The sequence below is a fragment of the Pseudomonas sp. GD04158 genome, assembly GCF_029834875.1.
Taxonomy (GTDB): Bacteria; Pseudomonadota; Gammaproteobacteria; order Pseudomonadales; family Pseudomonadaceae; genus Aquipseudomonas; species Aquipseudomonas hydrolytica.
In genome coordinates this window covers 1-24,049 of the sequence record NZ_JAODYT010000044.1, presented here as the reverse complement: position 1 = coordinate 24,049, position 24,049 = coordinate 1, and the positions used below count along the sequence as shown (strand labels likewise).

Here is a 24,049-nt window from a genome sequence, read left to right as displayed (position 1 = left end):
AAGATTCATAAAAGCGACATTTTGATCTGTTTTGGTGCTTTGGCGCCTGATAGAGTGCCGGCCACTTTGTCTTCGTGGTGTCGAGGTGCCGCATGTCGTTGTCCGTCGATTCTTTCCTGGCGCGCCTGAAACAGCGCGATCCCGACCAGCCGGAGTTCCACCAGGCGGTGGAAGAGGTGGTGCGCAGCCTCTGGCCCTTTCTCGAGGCCAACCCGCGTTACCGCGAGGCCGGCATTCTCGAGCGTATGGTCGAGCCGGAACGCGCCATCCTGTTTCGCGTGCCCTGGGTCGACGACCGCGGCCAGGTGCAGGTCAACCGCGGCTACCGCATCCAGATGAGCAGCGCTATCGGCCCCTACAAGGGTGGCCTGCGCTTCCATCCCTCGGTGAATCTGGGCGTGCTCAAGTTCCTGGCCTTCGAACAGGTGTTCAAGAATTCGCTGACCTCGTTGCCCATGGGCGGCGGCAAGGGCGGCTCGGACTTCGACCCCAAGGGCAAGAGCGAGGGCGAGGTGATGCGCTTCTGCCAGTCGTTCATGAGCGAGCTGTACCGACATATCGGTGCCGATCTGGACGTGCCGGCCGGTGACATCGGCGTCGGTGGCCGCGAGATCGGCTACCTGTTCGGCCAGTACAAGCGCCTGTCCAACCAGTTCACCTCGGTGCTCACCGGCAAGGGCCTGAGCTACGGCGGCAGCCTGATCCGCCCGGAAGCCACCGGTTATGGCTGCGTGTATTTCGCCCAGGAGATGCTCAAGCGCATCGACCAGGGCTTCGAGGACAAACGCGTGGCGATCTCCGGCTCCGGCAACGTCGCCCAGTACGCGGCGCAGAAGGTCATGGAGCTGGGCGGGCGGGTCATTTCGCTGTCCGACTCCGACGGCACCCTGTATGCCGAAGGCGGCCTGAGCAACGAGCAGTGGCTGCATGTGATGGACCTGAAGAACGTGCGTCGCGGCCGCCTGCGCGAGATGGCCGAGCACTATGGTCTGCAGTTCCTGGCCGGCCAGCGCCCCTGGAGTCTGCCGTGCGACATCGCGCTGCCCTGCGCCACGCAGAACGAGCTGGATGGCGAGAACGCCCGCACGCTGTTGAACAACGGCTGTATCTGCGTGGCCGAGGGGGCCAACATGCCCTCGACGCTGGAAGCGGTGGATTTGTTCGCCGAGGCCGGCATCTGCTACGCGCCGGGCAAGGCATCCAACGCCGGCGGCGTGGCCACCAGCGGCCTGGAAATGAGCCAGAACGCCATGCGTCTGCACTGGAGCGCCGGCGAGGTGGACGAGCGCCTGCACGGCATCATGCAGAACATCCACCATGCCTGCGTGCACCATGGCGAGGAGAAGGGACGAGTCAACTACGTCAAGGGCGCCAACATCGCCGGCTTCGTCAAGGTCGCCGATGCCATGCTGGCCCAGGGCGTGGTCTGAGGCGCGAGCTGGCGATAAAAAAAAGCCCCGGTTATCCGGGGCTTTTTTGTCAGTGCAGTTCGAGACGGCCGATGCGGTCGTTGTCCAGGCTGCCGAAATACAGATGGTCGCCCACCGGTTTCACCGAGGTGATCATGCGCAGGTGGGTACCGCTGGTGTCGTGCAGGCTGCGCACGATCTCACCCTGCTCGTTGAGGGCGATGGCGAAGCCGTAGGGGATCGCCTTGGGCCACAGCGCGCGCGGCAGCTTGGCCAGTTGCGCCTTGAGCCAGGGGTGGCGGTGGAGAAAATCGGCGTCGGCCTTGCGCGGTGTGGGCAGGGCAACCCAGAAGGTGCCGTTGCGGTCGCCCTGCAGGTTGTCCGGCAGACCGGGCAGGTTGTCGATGAAGATGTCGTGCTGGCCGGCCTTGTCGCCCTTGAGCCAGTAGCGGGTGATGCGATAGCGATAGGTCTCGTTGACCAGCACGAAGTCTTCGTTCGCCGACAGCGCCACACCGTTGGCGAAGTACAGGCCGTCGAGCAGTACGCGGGTTTCGCCACTGGCCGGGTCATAGGCCAGCAGGCGGCCGTGCGGGCGCGCTTCGAGCAGGTCGAGCAGGTAGTCCGGTTGCTGGAAGCGCGAGGACGCGTCGCTGAAATAGATGGTGCCGTCGCTGGCAATATCCAGATCGTCGGTGAAGGCGAACGGCACGCCGTCGGCCTCGGTGGTCAGCACCGTGATTGCGCCCTGCGGGTCGATGCTCAGCAGACCCTTGTAGGCGTCGGCGACGATCAGGTTGCCAGCGGCATCGAAGTTCATGCCCAGCGGGCGGCCGCCGGTGTCGACGAAGGTCTCCACGCTGTCATCGGCCAGCACGCGGACGATGCGCCCGTCGTGCAGGCCGGCATAGACCCGGCCCTCGCCATCCACGGCGGTATCCTCGGGGCCATGGACCTGGCCGCGGGCGAGCAGCTCGGCCTTCATCAGGGTGTCGTTGGCTTCCAGCACGCCGGTCATCGCCGGTGCGGGCGCGGCGTCCCAGGGCAGCGGATCGATGGGGCTCGGCGTCAGCGCCAGATAACCTGCCGCGGCGGCCAGCAGCACGACGAGCAGGGCAAGCAGTTTCTTCAGCATTGTTGTTCTTCCGTGTCGGAGGGGCGCGGCACAGGTTACACAGTTCCCGCGCTGCGCGGCAGGCCGCTGCCCGTGGAGTTGCCGTGGCATATATACTGCGCGGCATTCTTGATGGGAGAGCCGCGTGGCTAACGACATTCACTGGATCCGCGACAACGCCAGCCTGGCCGAACACTGCGCCGCCTGGCGTGCCTTGCCTTTCGTCGCGCTGGACACCGAGTTCATGCGCGTCGATACCTTCTACCCCATTGCCGGCCTGCTGCAGGTCAGCGGTGGCGACAAGGCCTATCTGATCGATCCGCTGTGCATCGACGACTGGAGGCCTCTGGCCGAGCTGCTGCAGGCGCAGACGGTGGTGAAGGTGCTGCATTCGTGCAGCGAGGACCTGGAGGTGTTTCTGCGTCTGACCGGCAGCCTGCCGGTGCCGCTGTTCGACACCCAGGTGGCGGCCGGCTATCTCAACCTCGGTTTTTCCATGGGCTATTCGCGCCTGGTGCAGACCCTGCTGGGCATCGAACTGCCCAAGGGCGAGACGCGCTCCGACTGGCTGCAGCGGCCGCTGTCGGCGACCCAGATCAGCTACGCGGCCGAGGACGTGCTGCATCTGGTGGAGGTCTATCAGGCGCTGACGCAGCGGTTGTCCGCCGAGAAGCACGCCTGGGTGCTGGAGGACGGCGCCGAGCTGGTGGCCGCGCTGAGCCGCGAAGTCGACCCCGACGAGCTCTGGCGCGAGGCCAAGCTGGCCTGGAAGTTGTCGCGTCAGCAGCAGGCGGTGCTGCGCGCGCTGTGCGCCTGGCGCGAGCGTCAGGCGCGGGCGCGCAACCAGCCGCGCAACCGCATCCTGCGCGAGCATTCGCTGTGGCCGCTGGCACGCACCCAGCCGGACAACCTGGTGGCCCTGGCGCGTATCGAAGACATGCACCCGAAAACCGTGCGTCAGGACGGAGAAACCCTGCTGCAGCTGATTCGCGAAGCGGCGGCATTGCCACCCGAGCAATGGCCTGAGGCCTTGCCCGAGCCGCTGCCGATCGAAGCGTCAGCGCTGCTCAAGAAGCTGCGTGCTGTGGGCCAGCGCGAGGGCGAGCGGCTGGAGATCGTCCCCGAGCTGATGTTGCGCAAGAAGACCCTGGAGGCCCTGCTCAAGAGCGGCTACCCCAACGGCCCCTACCAATTGCCCGACTCCCTGCGCGGCTGGCGCCGGGAGCTGATGGGCCAGGCCCTGCTCGACTGCCTGGCCGCAGAAGGAGAACCCGAGTGAAACGTATCTGTTCCATCTACAAGAGCCCGCGCAAGAACGAAATGTACCTCTACGTGCTCAAGGCCGATGCCCTGACGCGGGTGCCCGAGGGCCTGCTCGGCATCTTCGGCCCGCCTGCGCATGCCTTCGACCTGGTGCTCAGCCCGGAGCGTCAGCTGGCCCGCGAGGACATCGCCACGGTGCTGGAGAACCTCGACAAGCAGGGTTATCACCTGCAGATGCCGCCGCCCGAGGAGGATTACATCCAGCACCTGCCGGACGAACTGCTCTGCCGCAACGACCCGGTCTGAACCATGCGCCTGCTGATTGCCGAAGACGATCACGACCGCTACGCCCAGCACGTGCGCCATGCCCGGCCCGATCTGGAGCTGGTGGCCGGCGCCGACCCTGCGCGATTGGCTGCGGCGGCAGGCGATTGCCCGGTGTGGCTGGGGCAGCCCGACCTGCTGGTGCCCTTGCTGCGCCAGGGGCTGCGTCCACGGTGGCTACAATCGACCTGGGCGGGCATCACGCCGCTGCTGGCCGCCGACCTGCCGCGCGACTATCGGCTCAGTCGCGCCGTGGGCATTTTCGGGCAGGTGATGGCCGAGTACGTGCTGGGCCATCTGCTGGCGCATGAACGGCGCCTGTTCGCCCGCCTGGCCGCGCAGGTCGAGCAGCGTTGGGATCACAGCCTGCCGCGCAGCCTGGCCGGGCGGCGCGCGCTGATCGTCGGCTGTGGCGAGATCGGCCAGGCGGTGGCGCAGTTTCTTGCGCACTTCGGCGTGCAGCTGCGTGGCGTCGCCAGTCAGGCGCGCACGCAGGCGCCCTTTGCCGACGTGGCTGCCATGGATGAATTGCCGCGCCTGATCGCCTGGGCCGATTACGTGATCAACCTGCTGCCGGACACCCCGGCTACTCGCGATCTGTACGATGCCGAACTGCTGGCCGCCTTTCGTCCCGAGGCGCTGCTGATCAATGCCGGGCGTGGCAGTGCGGTGGTCGACGACGATCTGGTGGCGGCGCTGGAGCAGGGCAAACTGGCCGGCGCGGTGATCGATGTCTGCCGTCAGGAGCCGCTGCCGCCGGGCCATGCCTTCTGGAGCGCACCGCGTCTGCTGCTGACCGGCCACAGCTCGGCGCCCACCGACCCGGCGCTGATGGCCGAGCTGTTTCTGGGCAACCTGGCGCGCTGGCAGGCCGGAGAGCCGTTGCGCGGTGAAGTGGATTTCGCCCGCGGCTATTGAACAGCCGTTCGGCATGCGCCGCTTGGCCGGGCCCGGCGCTCGGGCTAGACTGCCGCGCTTTTTTCCACCCGAGTCCATACTGCTGCCATGGCCGCCAATTCCGAACCCTTCTGGAAACGCAAGACGCTCGCCCAGCTCGATCAGGACGAGTGGGAGTCGCTGTGCGACGGCTGCGGCCTGTGCTGCCTGCAGAAGCTCGAGGACGAGGACGACGGCGCCGTCTACTACACGCGCATCGCCTGCAAGCTGCTGGATCTGCAAACCTGCCGTTGCAGCGATTACGCCAATCGCATCAAGCACGTGCCCGACTGCATCCAGCTCACGCCGGCGCAGGCCGACCAGTTTCAGTGGTTGCCGCCGACCTGCGCCTACCGCCTGGTCAGCGAGGGCAGGGACCTGCCGCACTGGCACCACCTGGTGAGCGGCGATCCGGACGCGGTGCATGCCGAGCGGATTTCCCAGTCGGGCCGCATGCTCAGTGAGAACAGCGTCGCCGAAGAGGACTGGGAAGAGCATCTGATCTTCCGCGCCGGTTGATTGCGCCGGCGCTTCATGGCAAATCTGTTCGCCTTCCACGGAATCGCCCCGGGGGTGCGGCTGTCCTATGGCTGCCACCTTCGCTTCGCATCAGGAGTCCTGCTCGATGTCCCTTCGCCTGCCGCTGTATTCGTCTGCGCTGTTGCTGAGTCTTGGTTTGCCGGCCTGGGCCGCCACCCAGAAGGTCGATCTGGATTACCGGGTGCGCTTCGTGCCGGAAAGCAACCAGGCCGAGGTCAGCATCACCCTGGAGAAGGGCGAGCGGATACGCAGCCTGGATTTCAACCTGGGCCAGGACGGCCGCTACAGCGACTTCAAGGCCGACGGCCAGTGGTCGGAGGAGACCCCGGGGCGCGGCAAATGGCAGCCGGCCGAAGGCAAGAGCGTGCTGAGCTATCGGGTGACGATCGACAAGGAGCGCCAGCCCGGCCGCTACGACGCACGCATGACGCCGGACTGGGCGCTGCTGCGTGGCGACAACCTGGTGCCTGCGGCGGTGCTCGACCAGCGTGACAAGACCGAGCTGGTGGCGCGGCTGCAGTTCGAGCTGCCCAAAGGCTGGAAGAGCGTGGAAACCGGCTGGCCGCGCATCGGCAAGAACCGCTTTCGCATCGACAACCCGCAGCGCAAGTTCGACCGTCCCACCGGCTGGATAATCGCCGGCAAGCTGGGCACCCGGCGTACGCGTCTGGGCGACACCGATGTGGCCATCTCCGCGCCGGTGGGCGAGGGCATGCGGCGCATGGATATCATGACCTTCCTGACCTTCGTCTGGCCGCAGATGCAGCAGGTGTTCCCGCGCGATCCGGACAAGCTGCTGATCGTCGGCGCCGGCGATCCCATGTGGCGCGGTGGCCTGTCGGCGGCCAATTCCTACTACATGCATGCCGATCGCCCGCTGGTCAGCGAGAACGGCACCAGCGCGCTGGTGCATGAGCTGGTGCACGTGTTCAGCCGCATCTACGCGCGCGATCGCAGCGACTGGATCACCGAAGGGCTGGCCGAGTACTACGCCATCGAGGTGATGCGCAGGGCCGGTGGCATCAGTGAAGAGCGTCATCAGAAGATTCGCGAGCAACTGATCCGCTGGAGCAAGCCGGTCACCAGCCTGCGTACCGACAACGCCAGCGGCGCCGTTACCGCGCGTGCCGTGCTGCTGTTGCAGGAACTGGACCGGGAAATCCGTCAGAAGACCAAGGACAAGGGCAATCTCTCGCTGGATGACGTGACCCGCGGCCTGATGCGCCTGGATCGGGTCAGCACCAAGGATTTCATCGAGATCACCGAGAACGTCATCGGCGGGCCGTCGAAGACCCTGGATACGCGTTTGCTGCGCTAGCGCCGCGTTTTCCGCGGCAAGGACGGCGCGCAGCGGAGGCTTTGCCCGTCAGCGCTTGAGCAGCTCCGCCAGCCCGGCCAGCCCCTTGTGCGTCACCTTGCTGCCGGAGCCGGCGCTGGCGGCTTCCTCCTTCTGGTAGTGCAGGTCGACCTGGCGCTGGTGCTCGTTGTCGTGGCAGTACAGGCACAGCAGTTCCCAGTTGGAGCCATCTTCCGGGTTGTTGTCGTGGTTGTGGTCACGGTGATGAACGGTGAGTTCGCTCAGGCGCTTGCCGCTGAATTCGCGCCCGCAGCGGCCGCAGATATGCGGATACATGCGCAGGGCCTTCTCGCGGTAGCTGGTTTCCCGACGCTGCTGGGCTTCGGCGAGGATGCGGTCGAGCTTGCTGGTGGTGGTCATGGGGGCGCTTCGCTGGAACGTTCGTGGGCAGGTGTTGCCAGAATAGAACGAAAGTCAGTCGATCAGGAGCCCCGTCATGCGTATCCCTGTTCTTGCTGCACTGATGCTGGCGGTCAGCGCCAGTACCCTGTCCTGGGCTCAGGAAACCATCCGCACGCCAGCGGCACCGGCTCCCGGTGCGCCAGGCACCTCCACGCCGCAACCCTATGGCCAGCCTTCCACCACGCCGATCAGGCCGCAGGGCTCGCCGCCTCTGCTACCGCCACCGCAGGGGCAGAGCATGCCGGGCAGCGTGCCGCGAACCAACAGCGATCAGTCGATACCCCAGCTGGATCAGCAGTTGCGCCGCAACAGCCAGGGGCTGGAGGGGCAGCGGCAGCAGAACTGAGCGCCCGCCTGGGGCCGGCAAGCGTGACCTAGAGCTGGTTGACCAGCTGACCGTCGGCCATGCGCAAGCGCTTCGACATGCCCACGGCGATGGCGCGGATCATCTGGGCTGCGGTGCGCGGGTGCTCCTGCAGCATCTTGTCCAGTGCATCCTTGCCCAGTGTCAGCAACTGGCTGTCGCTGATGGCAACGCAGCTGGCCGAGCGCCGCTCGCCGTCGAGCACGGCCATTTCACCGAAGGCGCGGCCGCGGCGCAGGTTGGCTACCTCCAGCTCCTCACCATTGACGTTGGTCTTGCGGATCGACACCGCGCCGCTGGCCAGGATGCACATGAAGGTGCCGGCATCGCCTTCGCGGAAGATGGTGCTGCCTTCTGCGATGCGGTTGAGACTGAAGTAGCCGGCGGCGGTGAGCACCTCGGCTGGCGGCAACTGGTCGAACAGGCCGCAGTCGAGCAGCAGGTCGCGAATGGCATCGATCAGGTGGGACGTATCGGGCATGACGGTGGCGAATTTCACGGAAAGTGGCGACGAGCGACCCTAGCGGCTGGCCGGAGGCTTTGCCAAGGGCCAGCGCAGGACGGTTGAGCGCTTTGTGCCGCAGCTCTCAGACCATGCCCAGTACCCGCAGCACGAAGGCGTACTCCAGCGCCACGTCCCTGATGTCCTGGTAGCGCCCGCTCATGCCACCGTGGCCGGCGTCCAGGTCGGTCTTGAGCAGCAGCAGGTTGTCATCGGTCTTGCGCGCGCGCAGCTTGGCCACCCACTTGGCCGCCTCCCAGTACTGCACCCGGCTGTCGTTGTAGCCGGCCACGGCGAGAATGGCCGGGTAGGCCTGGGCACTGACGTTCTCGTAGGGCGCGTAGGCCTTGATGCGTTCGTGCACCTCGGGCTGGTTCGGGTCGCCCCATTCGTCGTACTCGGTGACGGTCAGCGGCAGGTCGGGGTTGAGCATGGTGTTGAGCACATCGACGAACGGCACTTCGGCAATGGCCGCGGCGAACAGCTCCGGCCGCTCGTTGAGCACGGCGCCGATCAGCAGGCCGCCGGCGCTGCCGCCGCTGATGACCAGTTGCGCCGGACGGGTCAGGCCCTCGGCGATCAGGCGCTCGGCGCAGGCGATGAAGTCGCCGAAGCTATTGCGCTTGTGCTCCAGCTTGCCGGAGCGGTACCAGGCTTCGCCCATTTCGCCGCCGCCGCGCACATGGGCGATGGCGAAGACGAAACCGCGCTCCAGCAGGCTCAGACGGGCATGGGAGAACCAGGGGTCGAGGCTGGCGCCGTAGGCGCCATAGCCATACAGGTACAGCGGTGCCGGCTGGCCGGCCGCGAGCACGTCGCGACGTGCCACCAGGCTGATCGGTATCTGTGTGCCGTCGGCGGCGCTGGCCCAGAGGCGGCGGCTCTCGTAGGCATCGGCATCGAACGGGCCTTCGACCGGCGTCTGCTTGAGCACCTGCTGTTCGCCCGTGGCCAGCTCCAGCTGGCGGATCTGCGCGGGGCGCGCCAGCGCCTCGTAGCGCAGGCGAATCACCGGGCTGTGGAACTCCAGGCTGTCCTGCACGTAGAGGCTGTAGGCCGCGTCCGGCAGCTGCACGCGATAGGCCGCCTGGCCCTGCGGCTGCACTTCGAGAACCGGCAGGCCACCTTCGCGCAGGGCCAGGACGATGGCGCGCTGGTTGAGGGTGGCGCCGTCGAGCATCACCTGCGGGTCGTGCGCGCGAATCTGCTGCCAGTGCGGGCGCTGCGGCTTGGCTTCGTCCGCGCGATACAGCGCGAAGTTGATGCCGCTCTGGTTGCTGCGGATCAGCCAGCACCACTGGCCGTCGAGCATGCCGTGGTCGGCGTCGTATTCATGGCCTTCCTCGCGGGGGGCCAGGCAGACGAAATCTCCCTCCGGTCGTTCGGCATCGAGCACCCAGACTTCGCTGGTGGTCTTGCTGCCCAGCTGCAGGATCAGCTGGCGCTCGGAGCTGGAACGGTAGCAATGCAGGAAGAAGCGGCCGTCGGCCTCTTCGAAAACCTGCTCGGCGCCGCTGGTACCGAGACGATGGCGATAGAGCTTGTAGGGGCGGTGGGTGTCGTCCAGTTCGGTGAAGAACAGCGTCTGGCTGTCGCCCGCCCAGGTCATGCTGCCATCGCAGTCGTCGAAGGGCAGTTCGCTGATCCGGCCGCTGTCCAGCTCCTTGACGAACAGGCGGTAGATCTCCTCGCCACTGCTGTCGAGGCTGTAGGCCAGGCGCCGCTGGTCCGGGCTGATGCTGAACGCACCGACGGAGAGAAAGCCGCCGCCGGCCAGTGCGTTGGGGTCGAGCAGCAGCGTCTCGCTGTCCGTATCGACGGTCAGCGAGCCGTCCACCGGACGTTTGCAGCGATAGTGGCGGGGGTACTCATCGCCGGCCGTGGTGCGCTGGTAATAGAGGTAATCGCCCCAGGGCGTGGGCAGCGACAGATCGGTTTCGCGGATGCGGGCCTTGATCTCGTCGAACAGGCTTTCGCGCAGTGCCTGCTGTGGCGCCAGCTCGGCTTCGAGGTAGGCGTTTTCGGCCTTGAGATGGTCGAGCACTTCTTCGCTGTCGCGCTGTTCCAGCCAGCGATAGGGATCGGTTCCGGTTTCCCGGCGGGCGATGGGGGCAGAGGACATGGCGAAACTCCGAAACGCAGCGGCCGACGGCAGGGGCGCCGGGCCGGATAAAAGCCGCTATCATAAGCCCCCCTTAGTCAGCCCCGCCACGCAGGGACCGCCGCTTTATGATGAACGAGAACGACTACCTCCTTGCCTGGGCTGCCTACGGCGTCGCCGCACTGGGTTGCCTGCTGGTGTGGATGCGCCTGACCAGCTGGATGTGGCGCTACCTGCGCGAGCCGCTGCGGGTGCTGGGGGCGGTGCTGCTGTTCAGCCCGACCATCGTCGATCCGTCACGTGAGCTGTTCGCCCCGGCGCTGGCGGTAACGGCGATGGACCTGTTGCTCAAGGTCGGCAACAACGCCTGGCGTGCGGTGGCCGATCTGACGCTGTATGCGCTGATCGCCCTGGCCGTCTACCTGGTGTTCGTCGCCGTGCGCTGGCCCATCGAGCGCTGGTGGCAGGGGCGGCACGAGGCGCACGTCGAGGAAGACGAAGACCCGCGTACCCTGCGCGAGTTGATGGATCAGGACGACGAGCGCCTGGCCCGTCCCTATGAGCGCGATCGCAACGGCCGCCTGGAGCCGCGCATTTAGCCCTTGCGCCGGCCAGGGCTGCCGTTCAGCATGATGGCCTCTTGGATGGAGGCCTCATGACCTGCGTGTTCTGCGCCATCGCCGCCGGCCAGTTGCCGGCGCATAAGCTGTACGAAGACGAGGATTTCATCGTCCTGCTGGACATCTTTCCCATGCGCCCGGCTCACGTGCTGATCGTCAGCCGTGTCCACGCGCCTTATCTCAAGGAACTGCCTGCTGCGGCGCGCGAGCGCCTGCTGGCACTGGCCGACAAGGTCGCCGCGGCGCTGCGTGTGGCGGGCTATGGGCGCGAGGGCATCAACCTGCTGATCAACGATGGCCCGGATTCCAACCAGCATGTTCCGCATCTGCATCTGCACCTGATTCCGCGCCGCCGCGGCGATCTGCCGGTGCTGCTCTGGCGTCTGCTGGTACGCTTTGTCCCTCTGGGGCGCAAGCGCCTGCAGGCACGCCTCGAGGCCGAAGCCGAGCAGCTGCGTGCGATTCTCAGCAAGGAGAACTGACCCGATGTGCGAATTGCTCGGCATGAGCGCCAACGTACCCACCGATATCGTCTTCAGCTTCACCGGGCTGATGCAGCGTGGCGGTCGCACCGGCCCGCACCGCGACGGCTGGGGCATCGGTTTCTACGAAGGGCGCGGCCTGCGCCTGTTTCAGGACCCGCGAGCGAGCAGCGAATCGGAAGTGGCGCAGCTGGTGCAGCGTTATCCGATCAAGAGCGAGGTGGTGATCGGTCACATCCGCCATGCCAACGTCGGCAAGGTCTGTCTGGCCAACACCCATCCCTTCGTTCGCGAGCTCTGGGGACGCAACTGGTGCTTCGCCCACAACGGCCAGCTGGCCGGTCTCGAGGGTTCCACCAGCTTCTACCGCCCGGTCGGCGATACCGACAGCGAGGCGGCGTTCTGCGATCTGCTCAACCGCGTGCGTCGCGCCTTTCCCGAGCCGGTTTCGGTGGAGATGCTGTTGCCGGTGCTGGTGGCAGCCTGCGCCAGCTACCGCAAGCTCGGCGTGTTCAACTGCCTGCTCAGCGACGGCGACTGGCTGTTCAGCTTCTGTTCGAGCAAGCTGGCGCATATCACCCGGCGCGCGCCGTTCGGCCCGGCGCAGCTCAAGGACGCCGAGCTGCGCGTGGATTTCCAGGCGGAAACCACGCCCGACGACGTGGTCACGGTGATCGCCACCGAGCCGCTGACCGACAACGAGCACTGGTCGCTGTACCAACCGGGCGAGTGGCGCCTTTGGCGTCGCGGCGAATCCATCGCCGACGGCAGAGCCTGAGCGGGAGGGAAGCATGCTGAGAAGCTATCTGCGTCTGGCCTTGTTCGCCTTCGGTCTGCTGTTGGGCGTGCAGGTGCCGGGTTTCATCGACGATTACGGCAAGCGCGTCGAGGCCCGCCGGCTGGAGTCGCAGCAGAGCCTGAAGGGCTTTCAGGACACTGCGCAGAAGTTCTTCAAGGGCGATATGGACGCGCTGGTGGCGCACTATCGCGTCAGCGACGATCCGGTGATGCGCAGCGACGCGCAGAGCGTCGCGCATCTGGTGCAGCGCTCGGCCCTGCTGGAACGTGAATGGCAGGCCATGCAGGGGCCCTGGTACGCCCAGGCCTGGCACCTGGCCACCGGCGCCGACCGCGATCTGCTCGGCGAGACCCTGCAGGCCTACCGTTACCAGGTGCTGTTCACCCCCGAGGCCATTCTCTGGGGCGTGATCTGCGCGCTGCTGCTGGCCTGGCTGGCCGAGCTGCTGGTGCTGCTGTTCGGCTGGATGCTCGGTGCCGGCCGGATCAGACGTACCCAGCAACGTCACTGGCGCTGAGCGTCCAATCGCCAGCGGTGATCGGCCGGCGACGGCGCTATGGTTGGCTGGCCGTAAAAAGTGCGCTGGTTCGCCTGAAGGGGGGGCAGGGACGTGCTAATGTAATACGTCGTTACATTTCCCTAACCCGTGTAAATGGAGTTTCCATGTCGATCAAGGATTCGATCCTGGCAGCCGCGCTGGCTGCCATCCTGCCGTTGATGCCCGTTGCCTACGCCGATTCCGACGCCGAGCCAGCTTCTGCTGCAGTCGACGAGGAAGTGGGCGAAGCCGAGGAATCGGCGCAGTACATCAGCCCCGAAGAATTCGTCGCCAGTCTGGAGTTCAAGACTGGGCGAGTGATGCTCGGCAATGATCTGGCCACCCTCAATCTGCCTGATTCACTGGTATTTCTCGACGGCGATAATGCCCAGCGTCTGCTGGTCGATGCCTGGGGCAACCCGCCAGATGACGTACCGCCGCTGGGCATGATCCTGCCGGCCGGTATCTCGCCCTTGTCCGAAGAGTCCTGGGGCGTGACGGTGGAGTACGAAGACAGCGGTTACGTGTCCGACGAGGACGCCGCCGACATCGACTACGCCGACATGCTCAAGGACATGCAGGCCGACATGCGCGAGGCCAACACCTGGCGCGAGGAAAACGGCTACGAGCCGGTGCAACTGGTTGGCTGGGCCGCCGCGCCGCATTACGACGCCGAGGGCAAGAAGCTGCACTGGGCCAAGGAACTGAAGTTCGGTGACAGCGAGGCCAACACCCTCAACTACAACATCCGCGTGCTGGGTCGTAAGGGTGTGCTGGTGCTGAACTTCGTCGCCAATATGGATCAGCTGGCGGAGATCGAAGCCAGCGTGCCGGCCGTGCTGGCGGCGACCGAGTTCAACCCGGGCCAGCGCTATGCCGAGTTCGACCCGGACCTGGATACCGTGGCCGCCTACGGTCTGGGCGCGCTGGTCGCCGGCAAGGTGGCGGCCAAGACAGGCCTGCTGGCCATGCTGCTGGTACTGCTGAAAAAGTTCTGGTTCATCCCGGTGGTGCTGGTCGGCTGGCTGTTCAAACGTATCGGCCTGCGCAAGAAGGACACCGCGAGCGACGAGACGAGCGCAGCGGCCGTTCCTGTGACTGCGCCTGCTGAGGCCAAGCCGGAGGAGCCGGTACAGGCGCCGACGCGTACGGTGATGGATTTGAACAAGCCGGACGACGCGGACAAGCGCTGAGTTCGACGTTCATCCGGGCAAAAAAACGCCGCGAATCCTGCATGGGATTCGCGGCGTTTTTCGTTGCGGCTTGAAGCCTTACTTGGACAGGTACTTCATCCCGTCTTCCAGGCCCTGCAGGGTCAGCGGGTACATTCGATCCTCGATCAGCTCGCGCACCAGATTGGTGGAGGCGGTGTAGTTCCAGGTGTCCTTGGGGTAGGGGTTGATCCAGATGATCTTCTTGAACTTCTCGGTGAAGCGTTTCATCCAGACGTAGCCGGCTTCCTCGTTCCAATGCTCGACGCTGCCGCCGGCCTGGGTGATCTCGTAGGGGGCCATGGCCGCATCGCCGACGAACACCACCTTGTAGTCGGCGCCGTACTTGTGCAGCAGGTCCATCGTCGAGGTGCGCTCGCTGGTGCGGCGCAGGTTGTTCTTCCACACGCTCTCGTAGATGAAATTGTGGAAGTAGAAATATTCCAGGTGTTTGAATTCGGTCTTGCAGGCCGAGAACAGCTCCTCGCAGACCTTGACGTGGGCATCCATCGAGCCGCCGATATCCAGCAGCAGCAGGAGCTTGACCGTGTTGCGCCGTTCCGGGCGCATCTGGATGTTGAGCAGGCCACCGTCTTTTGCGGTGTGGTCGATGGTGCCGTCCAGATCCAGCTCTTCGGCCGCGCCCTGGCGGGCGAACTTGCGCAGGCGGCGCAGTGCCACCTTGATGTTGCGCGTGCCCAGTTCGACCTGATCGTCGAGGTTCTTGTACTCGCGCTGGTCCCACACCTTGGCGGCCTTACCCTGGCGCTTGCCGGCATCGCCGACGCGAATGCCTTCCGGGTTGTAGCCGCCGGAGCCGAACGGGCTGGTGCCGCCGGTGCCGATCCACTTGTTGCCGCCGGCGTGCTTTTCCTTCTGCTCCTCGAGGCGCTTCTTGAACTCCTCGATCAGCTTGTCCAGGCCGCCGAGGCTCTGGATCTGCGCCTTCTCCTCGTCGGTCAGCAGGCGCTCGAACTCCTTACGCAGCCACTCCTCGGGGATCATCGCCTCGATGTGCTGATTGAGGTTTTCCAGGCCCTTGAAGTAGGCGCCGAAGGCGCGGTCGAACTTGTCGAAGTGACGTTCGTCCTTCACCAGAATCGCGCGCGCCAGGTAATAGAATTCGTCCATGTCGGCGAACACGACGTTGTGCTTGAGCGCGTTGATCAGGTCGAGCAACTCGCGCACCGACACCGGCACCTTGGCCGCACGCATTTCGTTGAACAGGTTGAGCAGCATGGCTGCGGGTCTCCCGGTGATGCACGAACGGTTCCCTCTCCCATTCATGGGAGAGGGTTAGGGAGAGGGGCTTTTCAGGCCGTATCAACGTAGCCGGCTACCCTCTCCCCGGCCCCTCTCCCGCAAGCGGGAGAGGGGAGACAAGCCTCTCAGCGGCTGGCGCGGCGCGCCATAAAGGCCAGGCGCTCGAGCAGCTGCACATCCTGCTCGTTCTTCACCAGGGCACCGGCCAGCGGCGGGATGGCCTTGGTCGGGTCGCGCTCGCGCAGCACCGCTTCACCGATATTGTCGGCCATCAGCAGCTTGAGCCAGTCCACCAGTTCGCTGGTCGATGGCTTCTTCTTCAGGCCCGGCACCTTGCGCACGTCGAAGAACACGTCCAGCGCCTCGGCCACCAGTTCGCCGCTGATGTTGGGGTAGTGCACGTCGACGATCTTCTTCAGGGTGTCGCGATCCGGGAAGGCGATGTAGTGGAAGAAGCAGCGGCGCAGGAAGGCGTCCGGCAGTTCCTTCTCGTTGTTCGAGGTGATGATGATGATCGGGCGCTGCTTGGCCTTGATCGTCTCGTTGGTCTCGTAAACGTAGAACTCCATCTTGTCGAGTTCCTGCAACAGGTCGTTGGGGAACTCGATGTCGGCCTTGTCGATCTCGTCGATCAGCAGGATCACGCGCTCGTCGGACTCGAACGCCTCCCACAGCTTGCCCTTCTTGATGTAGTTGCGAACATCGTGAACCTTGTCGGAATCGAGCTGCGAGTCGCGCAGGCGGCTGACCGCATCGTATTCGTAGAGGCCCTGGTGCGCCTTGGTGGTGGACTTGATGTGCCAAGTGATCAGCTTGGCGCCGAAGGCCTCGGCCAGTTGCTCGGCGAGCATGGTCTTGCCGGTACCTGGCTCACCCTTGACCAGCAGCGGGCGCTGCAGGGTAATGGCGGCATTGACCGCGAGCTTGAGGTCGTCGGTGGCGACGTAGGACTGGGTGCCTTCGAACTTCATCGGAAAATCCTCGAACGGTAACGGCCGGCCGTGCCGGGCGTTCGGTATCAGGTTGAAGCGCTGACTATAACGTGCGTCCCGGCACAGTGTGAACGCAGACGCAGCATTCAGTCACTGAATGGTCGGTCACGGGGCTGCGCGCCTGCCGGAACGTGCCCGCTAGGCGTCGTCCTGTTGCGGCGGCGGACGTTCGAAGCGCGGATCGAAGGCCTCGACGAAGCCATTGCGCAGGATTTCCAGAAAGGCCTGGAACGCGCTCACTTCCTGATCATGCACGTTGCCGCTGAGCTCCACGCGGGTGGCGAACTGATCGCGGCGCTGGTTCTTCAGCAGGGTTTCGCCACCGCCGACCAGCGCCTCCCACAGCGAGCGCAGCACGCCCTTGTCCTCGTCTTCGACGTCCTGCTCCCAGTCGAACACTTCCACTTCGCGCAGCAGCGGCTTGATATAGCCGCTGAGCTGGGCATCGTCGGCGCTGGCCTCGATCACCAGATCGCCGCTGCCGCGCTTGAAGTCGAAGCGGCCATAGGCACGGGCGAAGTCGTTGAAGCGGGTCAGGTCGATGTCCCGCGCGCGCAGGCGCAACTCGAAATCCTCGAATTGCTCGAACGGATCGAAGGTCGCCTCGGCTTCCAGCGGCGCGTGCTCCAGCAGAAGGGCGCGACCTTCGAAATGCGCGACCCGGTCGCCCGGCTCGTCACCGACATTGGTGAGGTTGTACAGGCTGGCGTTGACCTCGTCCGCGCTCAGTTCCACCTTGGGACTGGTGGTGAAGTTGTGAAAGGTGATGCGTCCGTCGATCACTCGCAGTTCGTTGAGGGTGATGGGCAGCAGCTTGTTCAACTGGTCGCGCCAGTCGGTGCCGGCACCGGTCTGGTCGGCCTGCTCATTCTCGCCGCCATCTACGAAGTTCAACTGCGGTCGTTCGAAGTACACCTCGGCCACCACCGCGCGCTCGCGCCACAACGGCGGCCAGCTTACCGAGATGTCGATCAGCGGGGTGTCGAGCAGCGGCACCGGTACGTCGCCGGTCACCTTGACGATGCTCAGCCCGTTGATTCGGTAGGCACCGCGCCACCAGGCCAGGTCGATATCGCTGATCTGGCCCTGGTAGTCGCCCATGTCGGCGAGCTTGTCGTTGAGGTAGTCGCGAATCAGCCAGGGCAGGGTCAGCTGCGCCGCCAGCACCAGCAGCAGCGCAACGAGCACGGCCCTGAGAGGCCAGCTGTAGCGTCGTTTCATCGGACAGTCCATCGAGTCACCTATCTTCGATGGACTGCGCGCGCGGCATTCTGTTCGGCTGGACTGCCGCTGCACCTGGGCATAGGCTGGTGCCTTTATCCGACGTTCATCTGCTTAGGAAGGAATCATGAGCCGCATCTTCGCTGACAACTCCCAGGCCATCGGCAATACACCGCTGGTGATGATCAACCGCCTGGGGCCGAAAGGCGTGACCATCCTCGCCAAGATCGAGGGGCGCAACCCGGCCTATTCGGTCAAGTGCCGCATCGGCGCCAGCATGATCTGGGACGCCGAGGAGCGCGGTGTGCTCAAGCCGGGCATGACCATCGTCGAGCCTACCTCGGGCAACACCGGCATCGGCCTGGCCTTCGTCGCCGCCGCGCGCGGCTACAAGCTGGTGCTGACCATGCCGGCCTCGATGAGCCTGGAGCGACGCAAGGTGCTCAAGGCCCTGGGTGCCGAGCTGGTACTGACCGAGCCGGCCAAGGGCATGAAGGGCGCCATCGAGAAGGCCAACGAGCTGGCCGCCGCCAACCCCGACTACTACCTGCCGCAGCAGTTCGAGAACCCGGCCAACCCGGCCATTCATGAAAAGACCACCGGCCCGGAGATCTGGCGTGATACCGACGGCGCCATCGACGTGCTGGTGGCCGGTGTCGGCACCGGCGGCACCATCACCGGGGTATCGCGCTACATCAAGCAGAACCAGGGCAAGCCGATCCTCTCGGTGGCGGTGGAGCCGGTGGGTTCGCCGGTGATCAGCCAGACCCTGGCGGGCGCCGAGGTCAAGCCGGCGCCGCACAAGATCCAGGGCATCGGCGCCGGTTTCGTGCCGAAGAACCTCGACCTGGCGATGGTCGATCAGGTCGAGCAGGTGGCCGACGAGGACGCCAAGGCCATGGCGCTGCGCCTGATGCGCGAGGAGGGCATTCTCTGCGGCATCTCCTGCGGCGCGGCGATGGTCGCGGCGGTGCGTCTGGCGGAGAAGCCGGAAATGCAGGGCAAGACCATCGTGGTGATCCTGCCGGACTCGGGCGAGCGCTACCTGACTTCGATGCTGTTCGATGGCCTGTTCACCGAACAGGAGCTGCAGCAGTAACCACCGCGATTCAGCGCGACCAAGCCGCCTACGGGCGGCTTTTTCGTAGGGGCACCGCGTCCGATCGTAGGGTGCGCCGTGCGCACCGCGGCTCAGGCTTTGGCAGCCGATTGCATCATCAGCCATGGCGCCATGCCGATCAGTGGATTTCAGCCATGGCCCTGGTGCGCACGGCGCACCCTACGCAGTCCTCAGCCGTAGGGTGCGCCGTGCGCACCATCGCTCAGACTTTGGCAGCTCCTGGCCGCACCACCAGCCACAGGGCCAGCGCGATCAGCACGCCGCCCGGCAGGTAGTCCCAACTGAGCGGTTCGCCCAGCAGCAGGGCGCCCCAGAGGACGCCGAACGGCGGTATCAGGAAGGTGGTGGTGCTGGCCTTGATCGGCCCGATATCCGCCAGCAGGCGGAAATACAGGACATAGGCGAACGCCGTGCAGACCAGGCCGAGGGCGGCCAGCGACAGCCATACCTCGATGCCTCCCCAGCTCGGCGGCGGTTGCAGCGCCAGGCTGCCGGCGAACAACGGCAGCAGGAACACACTGGCGCCGACCAGGCTGGCGAAGGCGGTCAGGCGGTTGTCCAGGCCGCCCTGCTGGCCGATCCAGCGGCGGGTGAGAAAACCAGCGAAGCCATAGCAGGTGGTGGCCACCAGGCAGGCGCCGGCACCGAGCAGCAGTTGCAGATCGAAGGCCACCGGGCCGGTGCGGGTCAGTACCGCCACGCCGAGCAGGCCGAGAAACACGCCCGCCGCCTTGCTCGGGGCGATGCCTTCATGGAAGAACAGTGCGCCGATCAGTACGCCCATCAGGGGCGTGGTGGCGTTGAAGATCGCCGAGTAACCGGCCGGCAGGATCAGCGCCGCCAGGCAGTACATGGCCGAAGGCAGGCCGGCGTTGATCACCCCCAGCCCCAGGCAGATGCGCAGCTTGCCGCGAAAGTCCCAGTCGCTGCGCAGCAGCACCAGCAGTGCGAGCAGGCCCAGCGCGCCGAAGCTGGCGCGAAAGAAGGCAGTCGGCATGCTGCCCAGCGCCGGCGCGGCAACGCGCATGAACAGGAAGCTGGCGCCCCAGATGGCGGCAAGCAGCAGCAGGCGAAACAGATCGGCGGTACGCAAGGTGGTATATCCGTCAGGATGGGGCCGAGAGTGTTGCCGCTGGGCGGGGTTCTGGCAATCCGCATTGCGCTTTCGAACGAGGTTTGTGCCAACCCGTAGCCCGGATGAAATCCGGGAAGACCGGGGATAGTCCCCGGATTGCATCCGGGCTACGTTTGGCCGACTTTGCGGCTAAGCTCGCTTCACTCATTTCCTTGCGAGGCACTTCCATGGGGCAACAATGGCCGGCCGGCGAGATCGCTCGCCTGATCCTCGATGGCTTCGACGATTACCGCGAGCACTTTCGTCAGATCACCGATGGCGCGCGGGTACGCTTCGAGCAGGCGCAATGGCAGGAGGCGCAGCGCGCCTCGGCCGCGCGCATCAATCTGTACGAAGAGAAGGTGGCGCAGACCCGTGAGCGCCTGCTCGAGGGCTTCGATGAGTCCTTGCTGGAAGTGGGCCAGTGGCCTCTGGTGAAGAGCGCCTATATCGCCCTGATCGATCTGCGCTTCGACGACGAACTGGCGGAAACCTGGTTCAACTCGATCTTCTGCAGCCTGTTCAGCCATGACCTGATCAGCGATGGCTGCATGTTCATCCATACCACCCGGCCGTCGCTGCGCAACCAGCCCAGCGCCGCGCAGACGCGCAGCTATCGGCCTGCCGGCGAGCTGCACCTGGCCTTGCAGGCGATCTTCGACGACTACCGCTTCGACGTGCCCTATGAGGATCTGCCGCGCGACCTGCAGCGTCTGGAGGGCCAGCTGCGCGCCAGTCTGCCGGACTGGATCTGCAAGGACCCGCAGCTGTGCATCGAGCTGTTCTCCTCGGTGTTGTACCGCAACAAGGGTGCCTATCTGGTCGGGCGCATCTACACCCCGGACGAGCAATGGCCGCTGGTGATCCCCCTGCTGCACCGTGAAGGGCTGGGCATCCAGGTCGATGCGGCGATCACCGACGAGGCGGAGGTGTCGATCATCTTCTCCTTCACTCGCAGCTATTTCATGGTGGACGTGGCGATTCCCGCCGAGTTCGTCGGTTTTCTCAAGCGCATCCTGCCGGGCAAGCACATCGCCGAGCTGTATACCTCGATCGGTTTCTACAAGCACGGCAAGTCCGAGTTCTACCGTGCCCTGATCGGCCACCTGGCCAGCACCGATGACCGCTTCATCATGGCGCCCGGGGTGCGCGGCATGGTGATGAGCGTGTTCACCCTGCCGGGCTTCAATACCGTGTTCAAGATCATCAAGGACCGCTTCGCCCACGCCAAGACGGTGGACCGCAAGACGGTGATCGAGAAGTATCGGCTGGTGAAGAGCGTCGATCGGGTAGGGCGCATGGCCGATACCCAGGAGTTCTCCGACTTCCGTTTCCCCAAGGCCAAGTTCGAGCCCGAATGCCTGGCCGAACTGCTCGAGGTAGCGCCCTCGACCGTGGTGGTGGAGGGCGACACCGTCCTGGTCCGGCACTGCTGGACGGAGCGGCGCATGACGCCGTTGAACCTCTACCTCGAGAGCGCCAGCGAGGCGCAGGTGCGCGAGGCGCTGGACGACTACGGCCTGGCCATCAAGCAGCTGGCGGCGGCCAATATCTTCCCCGGCGACATGCTGCTGAAGAACTTCGGCGTCACCCGTCACGGCCGTGTGGTGTTCTACGACTACGACGAGATCTGCTTTCTTACCGAAGTGAATTTCCGCCGTATTCCGCCGCCGCGCTTTCCCGAGGACGAGATGAGCTCCGAACCCTGGTATTCGGTAGGGCCGATGGACGTGTTTCCGGAAGAGTTTCCGCCCTTTCTGTTCGCCGATATCAAGCAGCGCCGGCTGTTCAGCCAGTTGCACGGCAATCTTTATGACGCCGATTACTGGAAGCAATTGCAGGATGCGATTCGTGCCGGCAAGGTAATCGACGTGTTTCCCTATCGGCGCAAGAGTCCGGTGGAGTGATCCAGGTCAGTTGAATTCGGGCCTGGCACAACTAATCTGTTAACAGAGCCGGCTGCGGCCGGTTTGTCCATTCACTTGGCAGGAGGTCGTACCCATGCTCGCCAAGCTGCAAGAACAGTTTCACCGCCTGCTGCAGACCCTCGGGGTCGGCACCCTGCAACCCGAGCCAGTACGCATCAGCCAGGCCGAGCAGGAGCGCCTGCGTCGCGAGGCGCGCGGGCGTCGCTGACAGGCCCGTCAACTGAGCCGATGGGCGTCGAACCAGGCGTCTATCAGCTCGCGCATGCGCTCGCCGGAGAAACTCGCGAAATGCCCGCCGTGCACGGTGCATACGGGCAGCTGGCGCAGACGAGCCAGGCTGCGCGCGTAATCCTCCAGGTTGGAGTGGTAGGCGTCCTCGATCAGCGGGCCGTCGTAGAGGATGTCGCCGGAGAACAGCGTCTGCGTCCTCGCTTCCCACAGGCTGATGCCGCCAGGTGAATGCCCGGGCGTGTGCAGCACCTGCAATACCCGATTGCCCAGATCCAGTACGTCGCCATCCTCGATCAGACGGGTGGCCGGCGCTGCCCGTACGCGGTATTCGGCGTAGCACAGTGGGCAGTCCGGGTGTGCCTCGAACATCTCGTCACCGACGAAATCGGTGGCCAGGGTATTGGCGCCATCCGGTGCGGCGAGGATCTCGGCCTCGGCCGGATGCACCAGGCGCTCGGCGAATTCGTGATGCCCGGCGATATGGTCGAAATGGCAGTGGCTGGCCACCGCCAGCAGCGGCTTTTCGGTCAGCCAGGGCAGCTGCTCACGCAGGCTGACCAGCCCGGAGCCGGAGTCGATCAGTACGTCATGCTCGCGCCCCTGCACGTGCCACATGTTGCAGCGGTAGAAGGGGCGCACGTAGGGCTCGTGGATCAGGCAGATGCCGTCGTGGCGGTGCTCCACCTCGAACCAGCGGTCACGGCTGACGATTTTCATGGTCGTTCCTCGAAACCGTGCGCACCGATTATCGCGATGCCCCGGATTCAATCTGGACTACAAGCTGGTGCGCGCGGCGCACCCTACGAGAGTGAGCCGCGCTCAGCTTTTACGCTACGCCAGCTGTGCCCGCGGCACCAGCACCCAGCGCCGCAGCACGGCGTAGCTGGCAGCGGTGATCAGGAACACTGGCAGCGAAGCGCCCCAGGCCAGCGGCGAGACCCAGCCCCAGTAATAAGCCAGCGCCGCACCCAGGCCGTAGGCGACGAAGGCTGCCGGGTTGAAGCCGTTCAGGTAGCGATAGCGGCCGCCGTCCTCGCTGAGCAGTTCGTCCACCGCGTACTCGCCCTTGTGAATCAGGAAGTAGTCGGCGATCAGCACGGCGAAGGCGGGGATGAACACGCTGCCGATCACCAGCAAAAAGCTCTGGAAGTTGTCGAGAATGCCGGGGATCTGCGAACCCAGGATCGACAGCACGCCGATGCACAGCGCCGGCTTCCAGAAGCGGGTGTTCGGGCTGATGTTCAGGTACGACAGCGAGGCGCTGTACACGCACATGACGTTGGTGGTCATCACCGAGAGGAAGACCACGATGGCCGCCGGCAGACCGAAGCCGAAACCGGCCAGCAGCACGGCGGGATCATAGGTCTGCTCCATGCCGGTGAGTACCGAGAAGCCCGACACCGTGGCGCCCAGGCCCATGGCCAGCAGCGTGGCGGCGACATAGCCGACCCAGGTGCCGACCGTCGCCACGCCCTGGCTGCGGCAGTTGCGGTTGTAGTCGGCGGCCAGCGGAATCCAGGAGAACGCGGTGGCGATGACGATATCGAAGGCGATGCCGGGGGTGATTTCGTTGCGCGGCTCGGTGGGCATGGCCAAAAGGCTTTCGAACTCGAACTGCTGCCCCATCACGTAGAACACCGCACCGGCCAGCAGGAGCATGCCGATGGCGGCCCAGCGCTCGACGCGTTCGATGCCCAGGTGGCCGCGCAGGGCGATCAGCAGCACCAGGGTCTCGCAGAGGATGGTGAACAGCGCCAGGTTGGAATAGCCGGTCAGGTGCTCCACCGCGTAGTTCAGGCTCATGCCGGCCAGCAGCGCCTGGATCCAGCTCCAGGCCAGCAGGGTCAGCAGGTTGACTAGCGACGGCAGCTTGGCGCCGTGCACGCCATAACTGCCGCGGGCCAGCACCATGGTGGTCAGGCCGCTGCGCTGGCCCATCAGACCGACCAGCACCAGCGGCAGAATGCCGATACCGGAGCCGATCAGGACGATGAGCATGGCCTGGGTAAATTTCAGATCCGGCACCAGCAACATGCCGGTGAGAATGGTGGTGACCACCACGTTGGCGCCCAGCCACAGGGCGGTGGTGCCGCCGAGGCCGAGGCTGCGATGGCCTTGGTCGGTGGGGGCCAGACCGTCCTGGCCGAAATGCTGGCTGAGATGCTTGAACATGTAACGACTCCCCGTACTTGATTATTGGTATTGGTGATCGGCAGTC

The 24,049-nt window shown here is 65.2% G+C and carries 25 protein-coding genes; 15 read left to right on the top strand and 10 right to left on the bottom strand.

Annotation, left to right across the window (positions count from 1 at the left end; all coding sequences use genetic code 11):
• Positions 1-92 precede the first annotated feature (92 nt).
• The gene (gene gdhA / locus N7333_RS16295; protein ID WP_279859082.1) at positions 93-1,430 is read left to right on the top strand and encodes an NADP-specific glutamate dehydrogenase; all 1,338 of its coding nucleotides are present in this window, start codon (positions 93-95) and stop codon (positions 1,428-1,430) included.
• Between the two features lie 49 nt (positions 1,431-1,479).
• Here the strand turns inward: gdhA and N7333_RS16290 are convergent, their stop codons facing one another.
• Positions 1,480-2,541, bottom strand: coding sequence for an SMP-30/gluconolactonase/LRE family protein (locus N7333_RS16290; protein WP_085986040.1), 1,062 nt, complete (start codon positions 2,539-2,541; stop codon positions 1,480-1,482).
• A gap of 127 nt (positions 2,542-2,668) precedes the next feature.
• Here N7333_RS16290 and rnd point away from each other — a divergent pair, with 127 nt between their 5' ends.
• From rnd to N7333_RS16265, 5 genes are all read left to right on the top strand, one after another.
• Positions 2,669-3,802: a ribonuclease D gene (gene rnd / locus N7333_RS16285; RefSeq protein ID WP_096826794.1), complete on the top strand. Its 1,134-nt coding sequence runs from the start codon at positions 2,669-2,671 to the stop codon at positions 3,800-3,802.
• Positions 3,799-4,092 (top strand): YcgL domain-containing protein, encoded by a 294-nt coding sequence (locus N7333_RS16280; RefSeq protein WP_003244590.1) that lies wholly within the window; start codon positions 3,799-3,801, stop codon positions 4,090-4,092. Before rnd ends, N7333_RS16280 begins: the two co-directional genes overlap by 4 nt.
• A 3-nt stretch (positions 4,093-4,095) precedes the next feature.
• Positions 4,096-5,028, top strand: a complete 933-nt coding sequence (locus N7333_RS16275; protein ID WP_279859081.1) for a D-2-hydroxyacid dehydrogenase — start codon at positions 4,096-4,098, stop codon at positions 5,026-5,028.
• Positions 5,029-5,115: 87 nt separating this feature from the next.
• Positions 5,116-5,565, top strand: a complete 450-nt coding sequence (locus N7333_RS16270) for a YcgN family cysteine cluster protein (protein WP_279859080.1) — start codon at positions 5,116-5,118, stop codon at positions 5,563-5,565.
• Between the two features lie 106 nt (positions 5,566-5,671).
• Positions 5,672-6,904, top strand: a complete 1,233-nt coding sequence (locus tag N7333_RS16265) for a hypothetical protein (protein WP_096826791.1) — start codon at positions 5,672-5,674, stop codon at positions 6,902-6,904.
• 48 nt (positions 6,905-6,952) lie between these two features.
• On the opposite strand, the gene N7333_RS16260 is transcribed toward N7333_RS16265, so the two are convergent.
• Positions 6,953-7,303, bottom strand: a complete 351-nt coding sequence (locus N7333_RS16260; protein ID WP_012018276.1) for a YajD family HNH nuclease — start codon at positions 7,301-7,303, stop codon at positions 6,953-6,955.
• Positions 7,304-7,379: 76 nt separating this feature from the next.
• On the opposite strand from N7333_RS16260, the gene N7333_RS16255 reads away from it, so the two are divergent.
• Positions 7,380-7,691: a hypothetical protein gene (locus tag N7333_RS16255; RefSeq protein WP_012018277.1), complete on the top strand. Its 312-nt coding sequence runs from the start codon at positions 7,380-7,382 to the stop codon at positions 7,689-7,691.
• Between the two features lie 28 nt (positions 7,692-7,719).
• Here the strand turns inward: N7333_RS16255 and N7333_RS16250 are convergent, their stop codons facing one another.
• Both N7333_RS16250 and N7333_RS16245 read right to left on the bottom strand, forming a co-directional pair.
• The gene (locus N7333_RS16250; protein ID WP_003244601.1) at positions 7,720-8,190 is read right to left on the bottom strand and encodes a cyclic nucleotide-binding domain-containing protein; all 471 of its coding nucleotides are present in this window, start codon (positions 8,188-8,190) and stop codon (positions 7,720-7,722) included.
• Between the two features lie 106 nt (positions 8,191-8,296).
• A complete protein-coding gene (locus N7333_RS16245) occupies positions 8,297-10,333 on the bottom strand; it encodes a S9 family peptidase (protein WP_279859079.1) in 2,037 nt (678 codons plus the stop codon).
• Positions 10,334-10,440: 107 nt separating this feature from the next.
• Here N7333_RS16245 and N7333_RS16240 point away from each other — a divergent pair, with 107 nt between their 5' ends.
• From N7333_RS16240 to N7333_RS16220, 5 genes are all read left to right on the top strand, one after another.
• A complete protein-coding gene (locus N7333_RS16240; RefSeq protein ID WP_003244603.1) occupies positions 10,441-10,911 on the top strand; it encodes a hypothetical protein in 471 nt (156 codons plus the stop codon).
• Positions 10,912-10,967: 56 nt separating this feature from the next.
• The gene (locus N7333_RS16235; RefSeq protein WP_129483055.1) at positions 10,968-11,414 is read left to right on the top strand and encodes an HIT family protein; all 447 of its coding nucleotides are present in this window, start codon (positions 10,968-10,970) and stop codon (positions 11,412-11,414) included.
• Between the two features lie 4 nt (positions 11,415-11,418).
• Positions 11,419-12,192, top strand: coding sequence for a class II glutamine amidotransferase (locus N7333_RS16230; RefSeq protein WP_003244605.1), 774 nt, complete (start codon positions 11,419-11,421; stop codon positions 12,190-12,192).
• A 13-nt stretch (positions 12,193-12,205) separates the two neighbouring features.
• Positions 12,206-12,730 carry a DUF2937 family protein gene (locus N7333_RS16225; RefSeq protein ID WP_003244606.1) on the top strand — a complete coding sequence of 175 codons (525 nt, stop codon included), beginning with the start codon at positions 12,206-12,208 and terminating at the stop codon, positions 12,728-12,730.
• A 146-nt stretch (positions 12,731-12,876) separates the two neighbouring features.
• Positions 12,877-13,944 (top strand): DUF2167 domain-containing protein, encoded by a 1,068-nt coding sequence (locus tag N7333_RS16220; RefSeq protein ID WP_279859078.1) that lies wholly within the window; start codon positions 12,877-12,879, stop codon positions 13,942-13,944.
• 78 nt (positions 13,945-14,022) lie between these two features.
• Here N7333_RS16220 and N7333_RS16215 read toward each other — a convergent pair whose 3' ends face one another.
• The 3 genes from N7333_RS16215 to N7333_RS16205 form a co-directional block, all read right to left on the bottom strand.
• A complete protein-coding gene (locus N7333_RS16215; RefSeq protein ID WP_129483053.1) occupies positions 14,023-15,201 on the bottom strand; it encodes a VWA domain-containing protein in 1,179 nt (392 codons plus the stop codon).
• 149 nt (positions 15,202-15,350) lie between these two features.
• Positions 15,351-16,196 carry a MoxR family ATPase gene (locus tag N7333_RS16210; RefSeq protein WP_012018283.1) on the bottom strand — a complete coding sequence of 282 codons (846 nt, stop codon included), beginning with the start codon at positions 16,194-16,196 and terminating at the stop codon, positions 15,351-15,353.
• Positions 16,197-16,355: 159 nt separating this feature from the next.
• The gene (locus tag N7333_RS16205; protein ID WP_279859077.1) at positions 16,356-17,438 is read right to left on the bottom strand and encodes a DUF748 domain-containing protein; all 1,083 of its coding nucleotides are present in this window, start codon (positions 17,436-17,438) and stop codon (positions 16,356-16,358) included.
• Positions 17,439-17,565: 127 nt separating this feature from the next.
• Between N7333_RS16205 and cysK the strand changes: the two genes are divergently transcribed.
• Positions 17,566-18,537 (top strand): cysteine synthase A, encoded by a 972-nt coding sequence (cysK, locus tag N7333_RS16200; protein ID WP_003244618.1) that lies wholly within the window; start codon positions 17,566-17,568, stop codon positions 18,535-18,537.
• Positions 18,538-18,760: 223 nt separating this feature from the next.
• Here cysK and N7333_RS16195 read toward each other — a convergent pair whose 3' ends face one another.
• On the bottom strand, positions 18,761-19,651 hold the full coding sequence (locus N7333_RS16195) for a DMT family transporter (RefSeq protein WP_279859076.1): 891 nt from the start codon (positions 19,649-19,651) through the stop codon (positions 18,761-18,763).
• A 209-nt stretch (positions 19,652-19,860) separates the two neighbouring features.
• Here N7333_RS16195 and aceK point away from each other — a divergent pair, with 209 nt between their 5' ends.
• Both aceK and N7333_RS16185 read left to right on the top strand, forming a co-directional pair.
• Positions 19,861-21,579, top strand: coding sequence for a bifunctional isocitrate dehydrogenase kinase/phosphatase (gene aceK / locus N7333_RS16190; protein ID WP_003244620.1), 1,719 nt, complete (start codon positions 19,861-19,863; stop codon positions 21,577-21,579).
• 94 nt (positions 21,580-21,673) lie between these two features.
• Positions 21,674-21,808 (top strand): hypothetical protein, encoded by a 135-nt coding sequence (locus N7333_RS16185; protein WP_279859075.1) that lies wholly within the window; start codon positions 21,674-21,676, stop codon positions 21,806-21,808.
• An 8-nt stretch (positions 21,809-21,816) separates the two neighbouring features.
• On the opposite strand, the gene N7333_RS16180 is transcribed toward N7333_RS16185, so the two are convergent.
• A complete protein-coding gene (locus N7333_RS16180; protein WP_279859074.1) occupies positions 21,817-22,548 on the bottom strand; it encodes an MBL fold metallo-hydrolase in 732 nt (243 codons plus the stop codon).
• A 114-nt stretch (positions 22,549-22,662) separates the two neighbouring features.
• Complete coding sequence (locus tag N7333_RS16175) at positions 22,663-24,003, bottom strand: cytosine permease (protein WP_279859073.1); 1,341 nt, start codon at positions 24,001-24,003, stop codon at positions 22,663-22,665.
• Between the last annotated feature and the right edge of the window lie 46 nt (positions 24,004-24,049).